This is a genomic window from Cellulosimicrobium sp. G4 BAM 1002, assembly GCF_057126935.1.
In genome coordinates, this window is record NZ_CP182109.1 from 1,546,792 (window position 1) to 1,568,292 (window position 21,501).

The following is a 21,501-nucleotide window of genomic DNA, read 5'->3' on the forward strand; positions in this document are numbered from 1 at the left end:
CGAAGGGGGAGGAACATGCTGGTCGAGATCGCGTGCCTGGCGCTGGGGATGGCGACGGTCGCCGGAGCCGTCGTCGCCCTGGGGACACTGGGAGGGCTGTACGGGACGCCGTGGAGCCGGGTGCGTCGTCAGGAGCTGCTCCGTGTTGTACTTGCCGAGGGGTTCCGCTGGGAGCCAGGAGACCCGGTCCACGACGGCTGGGCTGCACCGATGAGCCGCGCCTTCCGCGAGCACGAGATCGTGCCGGACGCGGAGGATCGACGGCTACAGCTGATCGCCCTCGGCCTGCGGCTCCAGGGGAAGGAGCCCACCTCGGCCGCAATCAACGAGGTGGCGTACCGCGCTGAGGTGCTCGAGGCCCGAGCACTGAAGCGCGTGGCGGACGCGTTGGTGACGGCGCCGAGCATCTCGGCACTGCTCGCCGCATGGCGGAGGGAGTGCGTGATCGAGGACGTGCGTTCCGTCCTGGGCAGCCTGCGCCTCACGCTGCCGTCGACGCTCCAGCGGATCGGTGTGCGAGCGGCCACGTTGATCGGGCTCGGGAGCGCCGCAGCGGTCGTGGCCGCCGTCATGGCGTGGGCGCTCGTCGAGATCCGAACACCGCTGGTCGACCTCGCCGGGCAGTGGGTCGCTGTCGTGTCGGTCGTCATGGTGGGACTTCTGGTCGTGCTCGAGGCCCGGGACCATCTGCTTCCAGAGCTGGCGCGAGGGGGTCGGTTGGGGGCCTGGATCCTCGTCGTCCCGCTGGTGCTCGGCCTCCCGGCAGCCGTCGCTCTGGCTCAGCGTCGAGGGTGGCTCGCTTCCGCCGCCCAGGTGCTCGATGACCGCGTCGGGACATGGGCGGCCTCGCCGGCCGTCGGGGCCGTCGCCGTCTCCCTCCTCGTGCTGCTCCCCATCGCCGGTGCCATGCAACGGTCATGGCGCTGGCGAGCTTCCCCAGCGAACCGTTCTGCTCCCGGGCAGCGCTCTGATCGAGCCGAGGCGATCGCCACCGCGACGGGATTCGCGTTGCTCGCTGCGCTCGTGATCACCGCGGTGGCCGAGGTCGGGGCGCTCTTCCTTCCCCTCAGCATGGCGTTCTTCGGCGTCGCCGTTCTCGGATTTCTCGTCGTCAGCGTCCTGAGGTTCGTTGAGCACCGCGGACGTACCAAGGACCTCGGGCAAGCAGGCGAGGACCCCGACCGTGGCACGTTCCGGTGGTGGATCGTCGGACTCGCGGTCCTCGGACCGATGGTCCTTGATCCCCTAGCTCTGGCGATCGGTCTGATCGTGGAGAGGTCAGGAGCGGCGCCCGGTGGCACGGTCCGAGCGCTCGCTCTCTCGATGGTGTTCACGCTCGTCGTGATAGTCGCGGCCTTCGCGGTTCCCGGGGTGCTCGTCTGGCAGGGCGCTGCCGCGCTGCGCCGGTACCAGCGGGTGCTTCGTCGCCACCGTGCGATGGTGTGGGAGATGCAGGTCCACGCGCGGCGCGAACGGGAGTATGCACGACTGCAGGACCGTGAGCAGGCGCACCTCCGCGCGGAGTTCGCCTCAGGGCTGGCTTCCGGCCCCCGGACGTCGGTTCCTGCCTGAAGGCCTTGGCGAGGGTGGATGTCGCTCAGGCGGCCGAACGTGCGAATGCCGTGGCCCTCTCGTCCACCAGGCCGGGAATCTGGGCCAGGGGGAGGGCGACATCGACGTCGTCGAGCCCGCGCTGAACGGCCTGCGCGGTCTCGACGACGACCTCGACCGCCTCGCTGCGGCGCATTCCCCAGGTGGTCGTCTCGCCGACCAGGTGCGCACCCGTGATGAGGTCGAGGCGGTTGCGCCCCGCGACGGCGAGCCCGGAGTGACGGTACGTCGACGAGGCGAGGTAGACCGGGGCCGCGTCGTACAGGGGTGCGACGCTGTACGACGCCTCGGCGTCGACCAGCAGCGAGTAGTTCTTCGCATGGGCGTCACCGTTGCCGATGATCAGGTTGAACGTGACGAGCCGGAGCAGGTCACGGCGGAGCGCCACGGCATCGACCGCTTCTGCGGATGCCGTGCGCGCCACGGCCGCGAGCCGGCCGGGAGACTGGCCTGAGGGCTCGTACTTGTCCTGAGCCGCGAGGCCGAGAGCCTGCGCGAGGTCCTCCTGGTGCGTTCGACGGCCACCCGTGCGGTCGTACCGTTCGACGACGATCGCCTCGCGGCCGTCGATCTCGAGCAGCTCGGTCCGTGCGGCCGGGATGCCGCTCGCACGGGCGAGGCACAGGGCCCAGTGCTCTAGGCGAACCAAGCCCTCGATCCCCGTCCCGCCGAGCGGTTCGGGCTTGACGATGTGGGTGGACAGGGCGCCGTCGGCAGGCCACGACCAGCCGGACCCGGACCGGTGCAGCAGCACCTTGGCCTGCACCCCGCCCAAAGACGCGGTCACGACGAGACCGTCCGGAGGCTCGAGCGTCGGGAGCCCGGTCACCAGCGCCGCGAACTCGGCACCGTCCAGCGGGCGAAGGAATCCGTCCCCGGGTGCGGAGCCATCCGGGACGAGCTGTACGGCGCCCGCGCACTCGGCGCCCAGGTGCGCGAGCAGCGCGAACGTGTCGGAGGGTGCGACGTCGTGCTCGCGCTCGAGCGCCGCGCGGACCGGGCCTTCCGGGAGGAGGTTGTCCAGGAACCGGTGGACGAGGGCACCGTCGACCCGGCGGGGGGAGAGCGGCAGCGACAGCGAGAGAGGTCGGCTTCCTTCGCCCCAGCGGTCGAGTGCCTCGTCGCGGTACTGCAGGCGGAGCCGCCCGTTCCTCAGGCGGCGCACCGTGCCGATCTGGTCACCCCGCAGGTAGATGGTCAGCGCGTCCGGCGGGCTCACGGTTCACCGTCGCGCGGGCGTGCCTCGATGGTGATCCTGGCCCCGCGCGGGACGAGGACGACCTCGTAGCCGCATGCCGCGGCGACGTCGAGCAGCGTCGAGCTCGCCACGGCCGTGCCGCGCTCGAGGCGGGAGACCGTCGGGCGCGAGGTCGACGCCCGTCGAGCGAGCTCGTCCTGCGACAAGACCGCAACCTGCCGAGCACGTCGCACCGCGGAGCCCAGGGCATCCGTGGTGCGTGCGCGGAACCACGGCATGGCAGCGCTCATATCTGATTCGTCCCGTCGTGTTCGTGGTGGCGAATCATTTCTGATTCAACATCAGACTAGCGCGCAGTTGAATCAGATGCGATGCAAGCCAGTCCACGGCAGAATCGCGACCGCGTGACGATGCCGCGTGACTCCGTCCGTCACGCCTTCCCGGGCGGCCTGGATCCGACGCGCGAGGACGGCTCGATGGTTGGATGCGGTCGTGGACGTCGTCATGGCTGATGAGGTGGTCAGGACCGACTACGGGCAGGTCGATCTCCTGTGGTCGCCCGAGGCCGGCTTCGACGGAGACGCGCCGCGATTCTTCGCTCGTCAGGTCAACGGCCTGGTCGGTGCGGCCGACCCGAAGGGCGTGTACCTCCATCTCGGCCGCCGGTCAGGAGGATCCGCAGTGCAGATCGTCCTGCGGGACCGCGTGCCCGAAGTGGGCGCGCCATGGGAGGACGTCGTCGAAGTATCGACGCTGATCCCGCAGGACGCGGACCCCCGGTGGGCGACGTGGGCAGGTGAGACCGTCGGCCCGCTCGACGAGCTCGCGCCTGGGATCTACCGTCTGCGAGTCAGCGCGACCGGCCGTGATGCGGGGCGCGCAGGCGAGTTCGCCGAGGCGATCGTCGACACCTACCTCCTCGAGATCTGGCCCGAGACGGCTCTTCGGCCCGACGACATCCTCCGTGTGGGCAGCGCGGACGCCGAGTACTGGCACCGCGAGTGGGGTGGGAACCGGTGACGGACATGGAGTTCTGGCCCGAGTACGGCGGCGGGCCGCGCGCAGGACAGGTGTTCGAGGAAGCCGAAACGCTCTCCGCGGAGCCGGACGGGACGATCGTCGGTGAGGACCGTTGCACGGCCGTGGCGTCCGCCGGTCTGGCGTGTAGTGCTAGCGTCCGGCCCGTGCAGGGACACCCACGTGTGGCGCAGTCTGCCGTCGGGCTGCTCGTTCTCGCCGTCTCCGCCGCGGGATGTGCAGGAGGCACGGACTGCCCGGGGATCGACCCGAGCGACCTGCTGACGGTCGTGGTCGAGGGGGATCTCGCGCCCGGGTCGGCGATCGTCATGGGGTGTGAGGCCCAGCAGTCGTGCTCCGCAGCAGGGGAGACCGTCGTCGAGGGTGGCGCAGCGTCGCGCTCGTTCGACTTCTTCGACACGACCACCGACGAGATATCGGTGACGGTCCGGGCGCCCGACGGCGAGGTGCTGCTCACCCGCACGACGGGGATCCCCTGGCTCGAGGAGAATGCCGGCTCGTCCTGTCCCACACGGTCGACCGCGCGAGTCTCCCTCGACGTCTAGGGCGGAGATTCCTCAGGGTCTAGCACTCACCGAGACCGTGGCGGGGTCTATTCTGGCCGGGACCGACGACGTGTGCCGACCGGAGGTGAGCCGTGACCGACATGCTCCTCGTCGGGCGTGACCTCTCGTCGTCGCTCGCGCTCCTGCTGGGGGCGCACTCCCTGGCGACCACGCTCTTCCTCCTCGGGGCTGCCGCTCTTGTGGCCGCGGTGGCGGCGATGTGCACGCAGCAGGGGACACCGCTCGTCCTCGGCGTGGCCGCACGCCCAGCGGGCCGCCTCCGTGACGCGGCCGACGTCGGCCCCGTCGTCACGCAGAGCGATCCCGACGCGCCAGGGCGCGCCCGTCCCAGGGCGCCCGGTCTCATCCTCGGCTGATCACCCCAGGCCGAGGCTCGTCATCTGCACCCGCGCACCGCCGCGGCGTGCCGCTGCCCGCTGGACGCGGGGTGATCGGCGAACGCTTACACCACACGTTCGACCGAGGACACCACCATGGACCTGTTCGCCTTTCCCCCTGTCGCCGCGGTGCTCGACACCGCCTACCGCGCCCTGATGGGCTTGTCCGACCTGCTGGAACCCGTCGCCGGAGGAGCGGCTGCCGCGGCAGCCGTCGTCTTGCTGACGCTCGCCGTGCGCGCCCTGCTCGTCCCCGTGGGCGTCTCCCAGGCCAGGGCCGAACGTGACCGAGCCCGCCTCGCCCCGCGGCTCGCGGAGATCCAGCGGCGCCACCGGAACGACCCCGAGAAGCTGCAGCGCGCGATGCGCGACCTGTACGCCCAGGAGGGCACGACGCCGTTCGCCGGCTGCCTGCCGATGCTCGCCCAGGCGCCGGTCGTCGGGGTCGTCTACGCACTCTTCCTCCATGCGCAGATCGCCGGGCACGGCAACGAGCTGCTCGGCCACACGCTCTTCGGAGCACCGCTCGGGTCGAGCCTCGTCGGCTCGCTCGGCGCCGGGGTCGCGGCGCTCCCGACCGTCGCCGTCATCGGCGCGGTCGTGGTCGCCATCGCGCTCATCGGGGAGCTGACTCGCCGCGCCTCCCGCCCCGGTGGCCGGCTCGCCGTCCCTGGCGCGGCCGTCGCGGCCGGCACGACGACGGCCGCGCCCGGCGCCGCCGCACCCAACCCCCTCGCTGGGCCGGGTATGCAGAACGCGCTCGGTGCGCTGCAGTTCATGACGGCGGTGATCGCGTGCTTCGTGCCCCTCGCCGCGGGGCTCTACCTGCTCGTCACGGTGACGTGGACGCTCGGGCAACGCGTCGTCCTACGCCGCCGGTACCCGATCGAAGCCGCGATGTAGGCGGTCAGCCGCCGACGTCGTCCGGAGCCAGAGGCCGCACGCACCCCGCGGTCGCGAGGAAGATCCCACGCAACCGGACACCGCGCTGCGCCGCGGACGCGTGCAGGGCGGAGAACCACCGGCCGTCCGCGATCGTCACGGCGTCCGTGCCGGGGCGTTCGAGCGTGAGCGCCGCGCTCCCGCCGGGCGCCTGGTCGTCGATCACTTCGTGCAGCACGTCGACGAGGTTCGTGACGATCTCCGCGTCCGGCGACGCCGGGACGTCGTCGATCGGGGACGACGGCGCGTAGCGGGCGGTCGTCAGCGTCGAGGAAGGTGAGCCACAGCGAGAACCGGTGCGGGGGGACATCTTGGTGCAGGAAGCGCGCCCAGGCGAGGAGGGCCTCGTCGTCAGGGAGTCGGTCGCCCGGCCGGGTGGTGTCTGTTCGCGTCGTCATCGCGCCAGCGTGGCAGCTCTGATCCTGCCGGAGGGTCGCCCTCCACAGCTCTTCGGAGCTTCGATGCCACAAACCTTCTATCCACAGCCTTGGGCGTCGACCCAGCGGTGCCCGCTGCGTGGATCAGGACGCCCGGACCTGTTCCAGCGGGCCCTACCCGTCGAGCGCGAGAGCGTTGGCGAGTTCCTCCTCTGTGACCTTTTCCGGAACGACGATCGCCTCGCGCAGGACCGTCTTCTGCTGCAGGAGGCGGTCCAGGTTGAGGTCGAACGACGTCATGTCGGGGTGCAAGGCTGCCGGCAGGTACACCGAGACAGGTCTGGTCTGGCCGATGCGGTAGACGCGGTCGGTGGCCTGCGCCTCCTTCGCCGGATTCCAGTGCCGTTCGAGATGGATCGCGTGGTTCGCGCCGACGACGGTCAGGCCGACCCCGACCGCCAGGGGCGACATGATGATGACGTTGAAACCGGGGCGCTGCTCGAACCTCTCGATGATGCGCTTGCGCGTCGGCGAGGACCCGGTGGTCACCGCGGCGGTGTCACCGTTCACGACCGACACCGGGAGGCCGTACCGGTCCTGGAGCCACAGTGCGAGGCTGCGTTGCACCTTCTTGTTGATGACGAAGACGATCGCCTTCTCACTCTTGTCGCGGACCTCGTCGAGGACCCGGAGCGTGGCCGCCATGCGGGCGGAGAGCGCGAGGGCACCGGGATCCGTCCCCAGCTCGCCGTCGCCTCGTGCGGCCGGATGCAGGCTCACGGCGCGCAACCCCTGGACGGCCTTCAGCGCAGCCCCCTGCATCCCCGTGTTGCGCTGGTAGTCGCGCAGGACGTCGTCGTACACGTCGCGCTGACCCGGCGGCATCTGGACACCGAGCTCGGGGCGGGCCACGCGTGATGGACCCTGCTCGGGCCCGTAGACGGTCTTCGGTGGCAGGTCGGTGAGGTGGTCCTCCTTGACGCGTCGTAGCATGAACGGCCCGACGAGTGCGCGCAGCTCCTCGCCGATGCGCACCTTCTCCTGTGGGTCGGCGTCCTTCATCGATGCGACCCATCGCGATCGGAAGTCCGGCCACGAACCGAAGAGCCCCGGCTGCGCGGTGTCCATGAGGCACCAGAAGTCGAGCATGGAGTTCTCGACCGGGGTGCCGGTCGCAAGAAGCTTGAATCGTGCCTTGAGCGCCTTCGCTGCTCGGGTCGCGAGCGTGTCCGGGTTCTTCACCGTCTGCGCCTCGTCGAAGACGACGGTGCCCCAGTCGACCTGCGCCAGGGACAGTTGGTACGACCGGAGGGTGTCGTACGTGGTCAGCACCAGACGCCCCGGCATGTCGAGCCGGCGGTCCCCGTGATCGGGGCCGACGCGCAACGAGAAGCGGATCGCCTCGTCACGCACCATCCCGCGGTCGTCAAGGGAAGCGATCGACGCCGTCGTCTCCCTTCCGGCGCCGGTGAGCCGGAACCGTGGCAGATCGCGACCACCCTGCAGCACGACGAGGTCGCCGAACGGCGACTCGGGGAACGTCGCTGCGAGCTCGGCCTCCCAGTTCTCGATGAGGGCGACGGGCAGGACGGCCAGCGTCGGGCGCGGATCCTCGCCCAGCGCGCGCTCCGCGGCCATGAGCTCGCGCAGCGCGACCAACGTCATGTAGGTCTTCCCGAGCCCCATGTCGTCGGCGAGGACCGCACCCTGCACACGGGTGGGGGACGACTCGTGGCCGTGGGTCGACGCCGCCATCAGCGCCGCCATCCACTCGACACCGTCGCGCTGGTGAGGGTACGGCGACCTCGACAGGGAGTCGTAGTCCACCGGGCGGATCGGACGGGCCGCGACGGCTGCGCGGCGCAGCGCGTCCGCGACGTCCTCCGCGTCGGCGACGTGCACGCCCACCTGCACACGTCGGGCGGGTTCTTCGGGAGCCGGGGCGTCGCCGTCCGCTGCCGACGGGTCCGACGACGCGCGCGCGTCCTCCTCGAGGCGGTTCCGCGCGTCGTGCAGGGCCTCGGCGGTGGCCCGCTCGTCGCCGATGTCGACGACCTGGTCCCCGACCGCGACCGCGGTCCGTCCGGCCTCTCGCGCGGCCTCTACGTCGCGTTCAACCTGCTCGAGCCTCGGGAGGGAGTCGATGAGCCCGGCGAGGACGTCGGCGGGTCGCAGAGCTGGGTCGCCTCCGAACCACGAGATGCCGGACTCGCTCGCGTCAGTGAACGTCTGCGGGACGATGATCCCGATACCCGCGACGCGCACCCCGAAGTGCAGGTCGACGTCGACCCTGGTCGGGTCGTAGTAGTCGCCCGGCGCGCGGTAGAAGTCCTGCTTCTCCTCGGCGGGGATGCGCGGGCGGCGGAGGACCTCGCGGAGGCCTTCTGCCTGTGCCTCCTCGAGCATCACGAGCTGTTTGCCCACCCGTAGGACGCTCGCGCCCTCGTCCTCGACGTGGTGCTGTCGTGACACCAGCGCGCTCGGGTCGACGTCGGCGCCCAGGTCGGGGGTGACCGCGAGGGAACCGTCGGGCTGCTCCTCGACGAGCAGGCTCACCGACGTGGGCGAGACGGTGGTGAACTCGTCGAGGTGGCCGAGCGCGAAGGAGACCCCGTCCGGCGGGCCCGCATTCTTCTGTGCGGCCTGGATCTCCGCCACCAAGCGGACGTTGTCCGCCTCGGACCGGCGGCCCGCCTCCAGGGACGCGTGCCGTTCGACGGCGCGGATCACCCGGAGCGCGCGGGGAGACAGCCGGTACTGGGTCGTGGCGCCGATGGCGACCACCGGGCCCGTGCGACGGCAGGGCTCGTCACCGTCGTCGAGCACGACGCGGAGCGAGACGTCGAAGTGGCGGGACGTCGTGTTGTGTCGGATCTTCGGCTCGAGCCGGCCGGGGAGAAGCGGCGGAAGGCCGAGGATCGTCGCCTCCTCCGGACCCATCGCCGCGACGTCCTGGGAGCGCACGGCGTACCCGTTGGGGAGCAGAAGGGCAGCGCCGGCCTCCTCCATCATCTCCAGGACGAGGAACTGCTCCTGTGTCGACCGCTGGCCCTCGCCCCGGCGCAGCGTGTCGAGATCCTCCGGGGTCGTGACGAAGTTCGCGCCGTCGTCGTCATACGTGACCTGGAAGCGGCGCATGGGTGCCGCCTCGTCGTCGGGCCGCATCCGGAGTCGGGAGAGCCTGTCCTTCAGGCCCATCCGTCTCGCCTCCGCAGCGGTCGCGAGGCGACGACGGGGATGCCGAACCGGCTCTTCAGGTCGTCGTAGTCCTCTCGCGTGAGCAGCTTCGACAGATTGAGCGGCACCCCGACCTCCTCGACGATGAACTCGAGCGCGCGGCGCTGCCAGAGCCCGTTGTGGCTGATCCCGACGTGGCCGGCGGCTCCGCTCCCGTGCCGCCGGGCGTGCTCCGCGGGGACGTCGATGCGCAGCTCCTCGCGGGTGAACCACCGTTTGCCCCGGTCGGTGAGGAGGTCGACCGGCCGACCGTCGTAGACCCACAGCTTGAACAGGTGAGAGCCCTCGACGAGGTGGAACCGGCCGCAGTCGACGTAGATGATGGCCGTGTCCGGAGACTTCTGGAGCGAGGCGACGTCTACGCGCAGACGCCCGAGCTGGTGCTGCACCGACGCACGGGCCTGGCTGCCCAGGATCACCCGCGTCTCTCGGATCAGACCCTGTTCGTACAGCCCCCACAGGAACTTCTTGCGCGCGGGGAACATGCGGATCATGTCCTGGTTGCGCGTCTCACGCGCATAGGTCTCGACGGCCTCGAGGAAGAGCCTCAGGTCCTCGGCGCTCATCCACCGTACGGCCTGCTCGCGGGCAGCTGGGGGCAGCGGCTCCCACCACCGGTTCCACTGCGGCGAGCGCAGGAGCCGGGGGTCGCCACCGATGTCGACGAGCGCGCCGAGCCACTCGTCGCACGGTACGCCGCCGGACCGGGTCGTCATCGCCTCGAGCACGTCGTGCCCGAAGAACCGGCCGTCGCTCCCCGCTGCCTCGAGCACCTGCTTCGTCGTGACCTCGTCCAGGAAGCCCAGCCCCGCCGCGGACGTATGGTTCGCGCGGGCGATGCGCTCGAGGTGGACCGACTGACGTACGAGCAGGCCGAATCGACCCGAGTCGTAGCCTGCCAAGCCCCTGGCGTGGATCCAGTCGTCGAGGGGGCGCGGGGCGCCAGCCGGTCCCGTCTCCACGAGCAGGTGCGCAACCCGCTGTGGCGAGGACCGATCGAGCAGCTCTTCGGGGTGGTCGCGAGCGACGTCCGCAACATCGGCGAGAATCCGGGGACGCGAAGGTGCCGGGGCGAGAGCCGCGGCGCGCCGCGTGGCCCTGGAAGTCGCGTCGAAGAGCCCGGCCGTCCAGTCGTCGAGGCGGTCGAAGTGTCGGAGCAACAGATCGACGAGCGCACGGACGAGCAGGCGGGAGGGATACGGGTCCTGCCGATCGACGACCTGCCGCACGAGGTCCGGGGTCATCGACACCCGGGCCCGCTCGACGTCGTGGCTCCAGACGTAGACGAGCGCGCGCGCGACTCTGCGCTCGTGCAGCCGGGTCACGATCGCGTCGATCTCGCCGCGGTCGATCGCGGCGCGGATCTCGTCCATCAGTGCGGTGAAGGCCTTTCCGCTTCCCGCTTCCCGTCGCTGACGCGACGCCTTCGCCACGAGACCGGTCCACGAGCCGAGAGCCGCTTCGGGCCATTCGGGAAGGTCGAACGTCGCGGTGGGACGCACGATCAGCTTCCCTCGGCGGGGGCTTCGTCCAGCAGACGAGAGAGATCCTCCGCCGTGGGGCGGATGACGGTGAACCGGATCTCGATCCGGCGGTTCACGGCCCGTTCGGCGTCGGTCGTCTGCTGCGGAGTCACCGGCCGCGTCTCGCCGTACCCCGACACGGAGAACAGCGGGCTCCCGTCGGACCGCTGCAGCGCCGCGAGCTGGTGGTCGGCAGGCAAAGCAGCCTCCCAGTACCGCCACAGCGAAATCGCCCGGAACGTCGACAGGCCCCAGTTCCCGGTGCCCTCCACCCCGTCGAACTGGTTGTTGTCGGTATGGCCCTCGACGAAGACGGTGTCGATGTACCGGAACCGGTCGTCGGTGCGAAGGGCGGCAGAGACCGCCTCGCCGATCTGTAGGGCGACCGCCTGGTGCTCGGGGCGCAGCTCCCACTGGGAGCTCTCGAAGCCGAGCAGCTCCGTCGGGATGCTCAGCACCGAGTTGTCCTCGCTCACGTGCACGGCGAGGCCCTGGGACTGGAGTCCGTCGGCGATCTCGAGGAGCATCTGCGCCCGGACGTCCTCGGCACGGCTCAAGTCCGCGATGTGGCTGCTGAATTCGTCGCGCTCCTGGTCTGCGGCCTCCTGTTGCGCCGCGAGCGCCTGCTGCTCCTGGGTGACCTGCAAGACGAGCGCGACGACGGCGAGCATGAAGACCGCGAGCAGTGCGGTCATGAGGTCGGTGAACGAGACCCAGTACGGGTTGTCGGCGTCCGAGGCGTCCCCGGGGCGGCGTCGCCCCCTACGCACGCGCCTTCTCCTTCGACCTCATGTCGATCTCGTCGACGACTTCCGCCAGCGCCTGGCTGGTCTGCAGCATGTGGGCCGCGAACTCCCGCGTGTGCGCGTCCCAGGTCTCGAGCCGGTCCCTGGTCTGGTGGTGGACCTTGTCGCCGTACTCGTCGAGCCAGTCGCGCAGCACGGCGCTCTGGTTCTCGACCCGCTGCTGCAGGTCGTCGAGGAACTGGCGCTGCGACGCCCGCAGGGTGTCGAAGGACGTGTTCGCCGACTGCGCGGCGGTGAGCAGCTTGCCGGCCGTCGCCGCGGTGGTCTCCGTGAGGCGGTCGAGCTCGGTCGTGTGGCGCTCGAGCAGCTCCGCCGCCTGCTGGTGCGCCTCGGCAGTCCCCGCGAGCGCGGCGGCGCCCGCGTCGAACGACTCCTCGAGGCGTCGGCTCGTCGATTCGAACGCACGGGATGTCGAACCGAGCACCTCCGACGAGCGCTGGAGGCCGGTCGTCGCAGCCCCGAGCTTGCCGGCGGCCGCGTCCATCCCGACCGCGAGCGCGCTCAACGATCCGTCCAGGATCTTGGCCTGGCTCGTCACGAGCTCGGTCAGCGTCGACATCTCGACCTCGAAGGCTTGCGTCCGCTGAGACATCTGGGAACGGAACGCCTCCTCCTGCTCGGCGATCTTGCGCTCCTGGGCCTCTGTCTGGGCAGCCGTCGCCGCGGCCTGGGCGGCCGCGGCTTCCTGCATCGAGGACACCGCGGCGCCGACGCGGTCCGAGACCCCCGTCAGCGCCGTGTCGAGCGTCTCCGACGCCATCCCGAGCTCCGCCGCCTGGCGCTCGCCGATACCGCGGAAGCTCTCGGTGAACTTGTCCACGAGGTCCTCGAAGACCTGGGCCGACTGGTTCGAGGTACGTTCTGCCAACGCGTTCATCGACGGTGCGACTGCGGTCTCGATCGCGCGAGCGAGGGCTGACTGCATCTCCTCCGACAGGCCGGTGACCGCCTCCTGGAACTTCGTGCCGATCTTCTCGTGCAGCTCCGAAAGTGCCGTCGCCGAGTCCTGTGTGAACTGCTCGATCCGGACGAGCGAGTGCTCCGGCGTCTGGAGGAGGAACACGCGGTCGACCTGATCGCGAACCGTGGCGGAGCCCTTCGAGATCGACCGTGAGCAGAACTTCTCGAGGATGTTCACGACGAGGCTGCAGAGAACGCCCCACACGGAGGCGATGAATCCGAGCCCCGCTCCCTTGACGAGTGCCTCGATCCCGATGCGCATCTCGTCAGCGGTCGCAGCCTGGCTGAGGTTCAGTCCGTTGAGTCCGACGGCGAGCCCGATGAACGTCCCGAGAAGTCCCAGCGCGGTGAGGATCGACGGTGCAGCGCCGAGCAGGCGGTTGCGTACGAGTTCGGGTGCCAAGCGGTCCGAACTGAAATAGTGCTCGGCCTCGACCGTGTTGCTGAGCCGGTTGTCGTCCAGGACGACGAGAGTCTCGTCGAACTCGCGCCACAGCGCGTTCCCGCGCCCTGGAGCCATGGCGCGGTTGCGCAGCTCCCGGCGGAGTGCGGCAGCGTTCCCTTCGTCGAGGTCGGCGATGAGCGTGCGTACCTGAGCGATGGCCCTCACACCCAGCATGTACGCCCGTACGGTATAGGCGGCGGCCCAGACGGCGACGAGGACGATCAGGGCGACAGCGACGCAGATGATGATCGCGTGACCATCGCCCTCGAACGCTTCGGAGACCAGGGTGACCGGGTTCACTCTTCGTAGCAGCCTCTCGTGCACGGCCGTACTTCGAGCGACCGGAGTGGCCGAGCACGGACCAACAGGTTGTGAGCACCGGACGGCTCGACGGTGCGGCGCGTCCGGATCGTACGGCTTCGGACGCACGGGCGAGAAGTCCGTCCGGGGTGAAGTTCGGGTGCTACGGCTCGGGGCCGTAGCGATTACGGAGAGTGCTACAGAAGGTGTCGGTCGGGGCGGCTGGTAGCGATAACCCCTTCTATCGCCGCGACCCGCGACTGCTGCCGGCCGTAGCGACATCGTGAGGTTTCGCAAGCCCGACCAGTAGTCTCACGACCAGCCGACGACCGGCCCACACGCCACGGAGGAACAGTGCGCAGCAACGAAGCCGAGTGGGAGCACCTCGCGCTCGACCACCTCGCCGGGATCGGGTGGCAGCATCTCGAGGGCCGGGCGGTCGCGCCGGGGGCGACGTCCGCCGTCGGGCACCCGGGGTACGCGACGAGCGGCGAGCCGCTCGCGCAGCGCGAGTCCTGGGACGAGCTCGCGATCCCGACGCGCGTGCGGGCCGCGCTGCGGCGCCTCAACCCGGCCGTCCCGCGCGAGTACCTCGAGCAGGCCCTGGTCGAGATCCTGCGCCCGACGTCGCAGGACGCGATCACCGAGAACAAGCGGGTCCACGACGTCCTCGTCGGCGGCTACCGCGGCATCACGTACGTCGAGGACGGGCGTCAGCACACGCCGACCATCCGTCTCGTCTCGTCGCGCGAGGACGAGAACGAGTGGCTCGCCGTCAACCAGGTCCGCGTGGTGGACGGCGACGTCGAGCGCCGCTTCGACGTCGTCCTGTACGTCAACGGGCTGCCGGTCGTCGTCATGGAGCTCAAGGACGCGGGCAGCGCCCGGGCCGACGTCGCGGCCGCCCACGCCCAGCTGACGACGTACGTGCGCGAGCTGCCGATGGCGTTCCGCGCATGCGTGCTCACAGTGATCAGCGACGGGATCGTCGCGAAGTACGGGACGCCGTTCACGCCGCTCAACCACTACGCGCCGTGGAACGTGGACGACGACGGCCGCGTGGTCGGACCGAGCGGCGCACCGGTTCCCGTGGTCACCGACGCGCACGAGGCGGCCGACCGCGACGGGCGTGCGGTGGACGGCATCACGGACGACGTCGTGGACGGCGAGGTGACGATCGCGTCACCGCTCGAGACCATGCTCGACGGACTCTTCAACCCCCAGCGGTTCGTGCAGCTGCTCCGCGGGTTCGTCGCGTTCGACGAGGGCGAGGACGGCCTCACCAAGCGGGTGGCCAAGCCCCACCAGTACTTCGCGGTGAACCGTGCCCTGGAGGCGACCATCCGGGCCGTCGAGACCGACGGCCGCGCGGGCGTCGTCTGGCACACGCAGGGCTCCGGGAAGTCGATGGAGATGGAGCTCTACGCGGCGCACGTGGCGCGGCACCCCCAGCTGTTCAACCCGACGATCGTCGTCGTCACCGACCGGACCGAGCTCGACGGCCAGCTCTACGAGACGTTCGCGCGTTCGCGGCTCCTCACCGAGGCGCCGCGGCAGATCAGGCGGCGGGCCGAGCTGCGCGACGAGCTGGCCTCGCGGCAGACGGGCGGCATCTACTTCACCACGCTGCAGAAGTTCGGTCTCACGGCCGACGAGAAGGGCGCCGGGGCGCGGCACCCGGTGCTCTCGGACCGGCGGAACGTCGTGCTCGTCGTCGATGAGGCGCACCGGTCGCACTACGACGATCTCGACGGCTACGCGTGGCACCTGAAGAACGCGCTGCCGAACGCGACCCTCATCGCGTTCACGGGTACGCCGATCTCGACGGCAGACCGCGACACCGAGAAGGTGTTCGGCGACGTCATCGACGTGTACGACCTCACGCGCGCAGTCGAGGACGGCGCGACGGTGCCCGTGTACTTCGAGCCGCGGCTCGTCAAGGTCGCGTTCGCCGAGGGGCTCGACGCCGAGACGATCGACGCCGCGGCCGACGAGGCGACGTCGGGTCTCGACGACGTCGAGCGCGACCGCGTCGAGAAGTCCGTCGCCGTCGTCAACGCGGTCTACGGCGCGCCGGCGCGCCTGCGGGAGCTCGCGGCCGACCTCGTCGGGCACTGGGAGGAGCGACGGGACGCGATGGCCGAGCTCGTGCGGTCCGACGCCTCGGGTGCCGGTACGGCTGCGGGAGCAGCGGAGTCCGCACCGGGCAAGGCCATGGTCGTCGCGGCGACGCGCGACATCTGCGCGCGCCTCTACGCGGAGATCGTCGCGCTGCGTCCCGACTGGCACTCCGACGACCTGCACGCGGGGAAGATCAAGGTCGTCTACTCCGGCACCGCGACGGACCAGCCGCCGATCGCCGACCACGTCCGACGTGACTCGGAGAACGCCGTCGTCAAGAAGCGGCTCAAGGACCCCGACGACGAGCTCGAGATCGTCATCGTCAAGGACATGATGCTCACGGGCTACGACTCGCCCCCGCTGCACACGCTCTACCTCGACCGCCCCATGCGGGGCGCGCTGCTCATGCAGACCCTCGCCCGGGTGAACCGCACCTTCCGGGGCAAGAACGCCGGACTCCTCGTCGCGTCCGCGCCCATCGCGGAGAACCTGCGAGCGGCGCTCGCGGAGTACACCGTGCGCGACCAGGGGGCGCGCCCGGTCGGGCGGACCGTCGACGACGCTGCCGAGGTGGTGGCCGACCTGGTCGCGCAGCTGCGCGACCTCGTCGATCCGTCCGGGTGGCGGGCGCGTCTCGCGTCCGCGCGCGCGGCCGGCGCCCGGCGCGGCTACCTCGACACCGTCCTGATGACCGTGGCCTGGCTGCGCGACCCGCACACGCCCGGGAACGCCGTCCGCGCCGAGGGCGAGGAGACGCGCGGGGCCGCGTTCCGCCGTCGGGCCGCCGCGCTCGCCCGTGCCTGGGCGATCGCGGGCCGGTCCGACGACGTCGCGGACCTGGCCGAGGACGCGCGCTTCTACGAGCAGGTGCGCGTCTGGATGGGCAAGCTGGACGCCGAGGAGCGCCAGGCGCGCGGCGAGCCCGTACCCGACGACGTGCAGCGCCTCCTCAACCAGCTCATGGCCACAGCCGTCGTCTCCGGCGAGGTCGTGGACGTCTACGCGGCGGCAGGTCTCCCGCAGCCGCGGCTGGACCGGATCGACGACGACTTCCTCGCCGGCGCGCAGGCCGCACCGAACCCCCAGCTCACCATCGAGGCCCTGCGCAAGCTCGTCACGGAGGAGGCACGACGCCTCACGCGAGGCAACCTCGTGCGGCAGCAGGTCTTCTCGGAGCGGCTGCAGGCGATCATGACGCGGTACGTGAACTCCAACCTCACGTCCGCCGAGGTCATCGCCGCGCTCGTCGAGATGGCCAAGGAGGTCGCGGCGGAGGAGTCGCGCGGGCAGCGGTTCGAGCCGCCCCTGGACCGCGACGAGCTCGCGTTCTACGACGCGGTGTCGACCAACGAGTCCGCCGTCGACGTGCAGGGCGAGGACGTGCTCGCGCAGATCGCGCGCGACCTCGTCGCGGTGATGCGGCGTGACGTCAAGACCGACTGGACCGTGCGCGACGACGTGAAGGCCAAGCTGCGGGCGTCGATCAAGCGGCTGCTCATCAAGCACAGGTACCCGCCGGACAAGCAGCCCGAGGCGATCGTCCTCGTCATGCAGCAGATGGAGTCGATGGCGCCGCGCTACGCGGCGTGAGCGCGCGTCGAAGGCCTGGTCAGAGGGCAGTGCCTCGTGCGAGGGTGTCCGGTATGAGCGATGTGCCCACGTACCTGGAATCTCACGACGACGTCGAGGTCCCCCTGCTCGGTGGTGACGTGTCGGACGGGATCGTCCGCCGTGGCGACACCGTGCGGCGACCTCGCGGCCCGCACAGCCCTGCCGTCGAGGCGTACCTCCTGCACCTGGAACGGGTCGGGTTCGAGCGCGCGCCGCGGTTCCTCGGCATGGACGACGACGGTCGCGAGGTCGTGTCGTTCCTGCCCGGCGAGATGGGTGGGCGCCCGCCGCACCGCTGGGCGCTGGACGAGGACGTGCTGGTCCAGCTCGGCCAGTGGCAGCGTGCCCTGCACGACGTGTCGCGCGACGTCGTGCTGCCCGACGGTGTCGCGTGGCCAGAGCGGGCCCAGTTCCCCGAGGTGCCGGACGTGTTCGACGTGCCGGACATCGTCGGGCACAACGACCTCACCGTGGAGAACGCGCTGTTCGTGCCCGCCGGGGACGACCCGCAGGGGCCGCACCGGCTGGTCGGGGTGATCGACTTCGACATGGCGGCGCCCACGACGCGCCTGCTCGACGTCGCGACGACGCTGCTCTACTGGGCGCCGATCAGCCCGCCCGAGGCACGCCCGGACGTGACGCGCGACCTGGACGCGGGGCGTCGCGCGCGCATCCTCACGGAGGCGTACGGGCTGGACCGGTCGGAGCGGCTCGCGCTCCTCGACGTGCTCGCCCAGCGGTTCGCCCGCAGCTGGTACGCGATGCGGCATCACGCCGCGACGCGCGGGGGCGGCTGGCAGCGGATGTGGGACGACGGCGTCGGCGACCGCATCCGGGAGAACGAGGCGTGGTTCGCGGCGGAACGCGGGGAGCTCGTGCGCGAGCTCGGGTAGCTCGCCCGACCGACCCCCGGGGGCCGGGGACCGCGGTCGCTGGCGAGAACGACGTTCCGCGCCGTCGAGCACGACCTTGGTGTCGTCATCGGGCGGATGACGACACCAAGGTCGTGTTCGGCGGGAGAACCCGGGTTACGGCTGGTCGACGTCCGAGCCCACGAGGAACTGCGAGTACGCGCCGATCGTGAGGAACGTCGGGAAGTCCTCGGCGAGCGCGACCGCGCGGAACACGTGGGCCGCGTCGTCGATGCGGTTGCCCGGGGTGCGCGGCAGGTCGTCGACGATCTCGGCGAGCAGGGCCTCGACGCGCTCGCGGGTGATCGGCACGCCGTTCTCGGTGCGCGTGCCGGACGCGATCCACTGCCACACCTGCGACCGTGAGATCTCGGCCGTGGCGGCGTCCTCCATGAGGTGGTCGATCGCCGCGGCGCCGACGCCGCGCAGCCACGACTCGACGTACCGCACCCCGACGGAGACGTTGGACCGCAGGCCTGCGGCGGTCACGGTCGCTCCGGCCCGGCGGGCCGAGCCGATGTCGAGCAGCTCGTGCTGGCCCACCCGGACGTCGTCGCGCAGCCGCGAGACCTGGTTCGGCGCGTCCCCCAGCACCGCGTCGAACTCGCCGCGCGCGACGTCGATGAGGTCGGGGTGCGCGACCCACGTCCCGTCGAACCCGTCGCCGGCCTCGCGGGCCTTGTCCGCGCGCACCTGCTCGAACGCGCGCTCGGTCACCTCGGGCCGACGGCGGTCGGGGATGAAGGCGCTCATCCCGCCGATCGCGTGCGCGCCGCGCCGGTGGCACGTGGACACGAGCAGCTCGGTGTAGGCGCGCATGAACGGCGCCGTCATGGTCACCTGTGCGCGGTCGGGCAGGACGTAGGAGTCGCCGCGCGTGCGGAACGCCTTGATCACGGAGAACAGGTAGTCCCAGCGACCGGCGTTGAGCCCGGCGCAGTGGTCGCGGAGCTCGTGGAGGATCTCCTCCATCTCGAACGCCGCGGGCAGCGTCTCGATGAGCACGGTCGCGCGGATCGTGCCCTGCGGCAGGCCGAGGTACTCCTGGGCGAGCACGAACACCTCGTTCCACAGCCGCGCCTCGCGGTAGCCCTCGAGCTTGGGCAGGTAGAGGTACGGTCCCCGCCCGCGCTCGACGAGCTCGTGCCCGTTGTGGAAGAGGTAGAGCCCGAAGTCCACGAGCGACGCGGACGCCGACACGCTCACCCCGGCCCGGTCGACGTACCGCATGTGCTTCTCGATGAGGTGCCAGCCGCGCGGGCGGAACACGATCGTCGGCAGGTCGGTGAGCGTGGTCGAGCGCAGGCGGTACTGCTTGCCCTCGTGACTCGTGTGCTCGAGCGAGCCGCGGATCGCGTCGTGGAGCGCGAGCTGGCCCTCGACGACGTTGCGCCACGTCGGGCTGGAGGCGTCCTCGGCGTCGGCGAGCCACACCTTGGCGCCCGAGTTGAGGGCGTTGATCGCCATCTTCGGGTCGGTCGGGCCCGTGATCTCGACGCGGCGGTCCTCGAGCCCGGGAGCGCCGGTCGAGCCGGCGACGCGCCACGACGGGTCGTCGCGCACGGGCCGCGTCGACGCGCGGAAGTCGGGGTCGATCCCGTCGGCGACGTCCTGCCGGCGCTGCTGGCGGTCCATGAGCAGCTCGTGCCGGCGGGCGACGAACCGGTCGTGCAGCAGCGTGAGGAAGTCGAGCGCCTCGGGCGTGAGGATCTCGCGGTAGCGCTCGCCGAGCGTCCCGGTGACGCGCAGGCTGCCGCGCTGAGGACCCTGCCGCGGGTGGGCCGGGCGGTCGGCGTGCGGGCCGCCGTCGTGCCGGGTCCCGGACGAGCCCGACGTGGGGGGAGAGGTGGACGTGGTCAGGGTGGTCATGGCGTGCTCCGAAGGTCGAGAGGGGCTTAGTGGAACTGGGCGGTCTCGGTGGACCCGGCGAGCGCGAGGGTGGCGGCGTCGGGGTTGAGAGCCGTGGCGACCCGGTCGAAGTAGCCGGTGCCGACCTCCCGCTGGTGGCGGGTGGCGGTGTAGCCGTCGGACTCGGAGGCGAACTCGGCCTCCTGCAGCTCGACGTAGGCGGTCATCGCGCGCTCGTTGTAGCCGCGCGCGAGCTCGAACATGGAGTGGGAGACGGCGTGGAAGCCGGCCAGGGTGATGAACTGGAACGCGTAGCCCATGGCGGCGAGCTCCTTCTGGAAGCTCGCGATCTGCGCGTCGTCGAGGTGCTTCTTCCAGTTGAACGACGGCGAGCAGTTGTACGCGAGCTTCTTGTCCGGGTACTGCGCGTGGATCGTCTCGGCGAAGGTCCGGGCGAGCTCGAGGTCGGGCTCGCCCGTCTCGACCCAGATGAGGTCGGAGTACGGGGCGTACGCGAGGCCGCGCGCGATCACGGCGTCGAGGCCCGGCCGGACGCGGTAGAAGCCCTCGGACGTGCGCTCGCCCGTGAGGAACGGCTGGTCGCGCTCGTCGACGTCGGACGTGAGGAGGTCCGCGGCGAGCGAGTCGGTCCGGGCGATGATCACCGACGGCACGCCCGCGACATCGGCCGCGAGGCGCGCCGCGTTGAGCGTGCGGATGTGCTGGCTCGTGGGGACGAGCACCTTGCCGCCGAGGTGGCCGCACTTCTTCTCCGAGGCGAGCTGGTCCTCCCAGTGCACGCCCGCGGCGCCCGCGGCGATCATCGAGTGCATGAGCTCGTAGGCGTTGAGCGGTCCGCCGAACCCGGCCTCGGCGTCGGCGACGATCGGGGCGAGCCAGTCGCGACGCGGCTCCTCTCCGGCGGACCCCGAGCGCTCCGCCGTCTCGATCTGGTCCGCGCGCAGGAGCGCGTTGTTGATGCGGCGCACGACGGCAGGCACGGAGTTGGCGGGGTAGAGCGACTGGTCGGGGTACGTCTGGCCGGACAGGTTGGCGTCGGCCGCGACCTGCCACCCGGACAGGTAGATCGCCTTGAGGCCCGCCCGCACCTGCTGCACGGCCTGGTTGCCGGTGAACGCGCCGAGCGCGGCGACCCACTCCTCGGTGTGGATCTGCTCCCACAGCTTTTCGGCGCCGCGCCGGGCGAGGGTGTGCTCCTCGCGCACCGAGCCGCGCAGCGCCACGACGTCCTCCGGCGTGTAGTCGCGCTGGAGCCCGGCCCAGCGCGGGTCCGTCGCCCACCGGTGGGCGAGCTCTGCGGCGGTCTCGGTCTGGTCGCCGGCGCGGTGCCTCGCGCCCGACGGCGTGGAGTCGCCCGGGAGGGAGCTGGTCGGGCCGCCCGTCGCCGTCGTCGCGACGGCGCCGAGCGGACGGGCGCCGCCCGCGTACTCGGACGGGGAGCGGCGGCTGACGATGGTGGGCCTGTTCACGGGTGCCTCCTGGTGGTGCGCCGGCCCGCTGGGAGCGGGCCGGACGGGCCGGTCGGTGGACCTCGGCGAGGTCCGTGCTTCGACCTTCCTCCCACCGGCAACCCCGTCTCAAGCCAGATTCAGCGAAAGAATCGACGTTC

At 71.1% G+C, this 21,501-nt stretch carries 16 protein-coding genes; 7 read left to right on the forward strand and 9 right to left on the reverse strand.

Going from position 1 to position 21,501, the window contains the following annotated elements:
• Positions 1-15: 15 nt before the first annotated feature.
• On the forward strand, positions 16-1,572 hold the full coding sequence (locus tag ACMXGY_RS06970; RefSeq protein ID WP_483776129.1) for a hypothetical protein: 1,557 nt from the start codon (positions 16-18) through the stop codon (positions 1,570-1,572).
• A gap of 25 nt (positions 1,573-1,597) precedes the next feature.
• Here the strand turns inward: ACMXGY_RS06970 and ACMXGY_RS06975 are convergent, their stop codons facing one another.
• The gene (locus ACMXGY_RS06975; RefSeq protein WP_483776130.1) at positions 1,598-2,830 is read right to left on the reverse strand and encodes a type II toxin-antitoxin system HipA family toxin; all 1,233 of its coding nucleotides are present in this window, start codon (positions 2,828-2,830) and stop codon (positions 1,598-1,600) included.
• Positions 2,827-3,099: a helix-turn-helix domain-containing protein gene (locus ACMXGY_RS06980; RefSeq protein ID WP_483776131.1), complete on the reverse strand. Its 273-nt coding sequence runs from the start codon at positions 3,097-3,099 to the stop codon at positions 2,827-2,829. The genes ACMXGY_RS06975 and ACMXGY_RS06980 overlap by 4 nt, the downstream gene beginning before the upstream one ends.
• 214 nt (positions 3,100-3,313) lie before the next feature.
• Between ACMXGY_RS06980 and ACMXGY_RS06985 the strand changes: the two genes are divergently transcribed.
• The 4 genes from ACMXGY_RS06985 to ACMXGY_RS07000 all read left to right on the forward strand — a co-directional run bounded on the left by ACMXGY_RS06985 (position 3,314) and on the right by ACMXGY_RS07000 (position 5,693).
• Positions 3,314-3,829 (forward strand): hypothetical protein, encoded by a 516-nt coding sequence (locus tag ACMXGY_RS06985; RefSeq protein WP_483776132.1) that lies wholly within the window; start codon positions 3,314-3,316, stop codon positions 3,827-3,829.
• Positions 3,830-3,993: 164 nt separating this feature from the next.
• Entirely contained in the window at positions 3,994-4,392 is a 399-nt protein-coding gene (locus ACMXGY_RS06990) for a hypothetical protein (protein ID WP_483776133.1), read from the forward strand.
• Positions 4,393-4,493: 101 nt separating this feature from the next.
• Entirely contained in the window at positions 4,494-4,769 is a 276-nt protein-coding gene (locus tag ACMXGY_RS06995; RefSeq protein ID WP_483776808.1) for a DUF6412 domain-containing protein, read from the forward strand.
• 117 nt (positions 4,770-4,886) lie between these two features.
• A complete protein-coding gene (locus ACMXGY_RS07000; RefSeq protein ID WP_483776134.1) occupies positions 4,887-5,693 on the forward strand; it encodes a YidC/Oxa1 family membrane protein insertase in 807 nt (268 codons plus the stop codon).
• Between the two features lie 4 nt (positions 5,694-5,697).
• Here ACMXGY_RS07000 and ACMXGY_RS07005 read toward each other — a convergent pair whose 3' ends face one another.
• The 5 genes from ACMXGY_RS07005 to zorA form a co-directional block, all read right to left on the reverse strand.
• Positions 5,698-6,042: a hypothetical protein gene (locus ACMXGY_RS07005; protein WP_483776135.1), complete on the reverse strand. Its 345-nt coding sequence runs from the start codon at positions 6,040-6,042 to the stop codon at positions 5,698-5,700.
• A gap of 241 nt (positions 6,043-6,283) precedes the next feature.
• Positions 6,284-9,274 carry a DEAD/DEAH box helicase gene (locus ACMXGY_RS07010; protein WP_483776136.1) on the reverse strand — a complete coding sequence of 997 codons (2,991 nt, stop codon included), beginning with the start codon at positions 9,272-9,274 and terminating at the stop codon, positions 6,284-6,286.
• A gap of 23 nt (positions 9,275-9,297) precedes the next feature.
• Positions 9,298-10,719 (reverse strand): EH signature domain-containing protein, encoded by a 1,422-nt coding sequence (locus tag ACMXGY_RS07015; RefSeq protein WP_483776137.1) that lies wholly within the window; start codon positions 10,717-10,719, stop codon positions 9,298-9,300.
• Between the two features lie 131 nt (positions 10,720-10,850).
• Positions 10,851-11,639, reverse strand: coding sequence for an OmpA/MotB family protein (locus ACMXGY_RS07020; protein ID WP_483776138.1), 789 nt, complete (start codon positions 11,637-11,639; stop codon positions 10,851-10,853).
• Positions 11,632-13,404, reverse strand: a complete 1,773-nt coding sequence (zorA, locus tag ACMXGY_RS07025) for an anti-phage ZorAB system protein ZorA (RefSeq protein ID WP_483776139.1) — start codon at positions 13,402-13,404, stop codon at positions 11,632-11,634. Before zorA ends, ACMXGY_RS07020 begins: the two co-directional genes overlap by 8 nt.
• A 330-nt stretch (positions 13,405-13,734) precedes the next feature.
• On the opposite strand from zorA, the gene ACMXGY_RS07030 reads away from it, so the two are divergent.
• A complete protein-coding gene (locus ACMXGY_RS07030) occupies positions 13,735-17,091 on the forward strand; it encodes a type I restriction endonuclease subunit R (protein WP_483776140.1) in 3,357 nt (1,118 codons plus the stop codon).
• A 53-nt stretch (positions 17,092-17,144) separates the two neighbouring features.
• Positions 17,145-18,005 carry a phosphotransferase gene (locus ACMXGY_RS07035; RefSeq protein ID WP_483776141.1) on the forward strand — a complete coding sequence of 287 codons (861 nt, stop codon included), beginning with the start codon at positions 17,145-17,147 and terminating at the stop codon, positions 18,003-18,005.
• A 135-nt stretch (positions 18,006-18,140) separates the two neighbouring features.
• Here the strand turns inward: ACMXGY_RS07035 and aceB are convergent, their stop codons facing one another.
• Together aceB and aceA are read right to left on the reverse strand one after the other, a co-directional pair.
• Positions 18,141-19,892 carry a malate synthase A gene (gene aceB / locus ACMXGY_RS07040; protein ID WP_483776142.1) on the reverse strand — a complete coding sequence of 584 codons (1,752 nt, stop codon included), beginning with the start codon at positions 19,890-19,892 and terminating at the stop codon, positions 18,141-18,143.
• Between the two features lie 26 nt (positions 19,893-19,918).
• Positions 19,919-21,361 carry an isocitrate lyase gene (gene aceA, locus ACMXGY_RS07045; protein WP_483776143.1) on the reverse strand — a complete coding sequence of 481 codons (1,443 nt, stop codon included), beginning with the start codon at positions 21,359-21,361 and terminating at the stop codon, positions 19,919-19,921.
• Between the last annotated feature and the right edge of the window lie 140 nt (positions 21,362-21,501).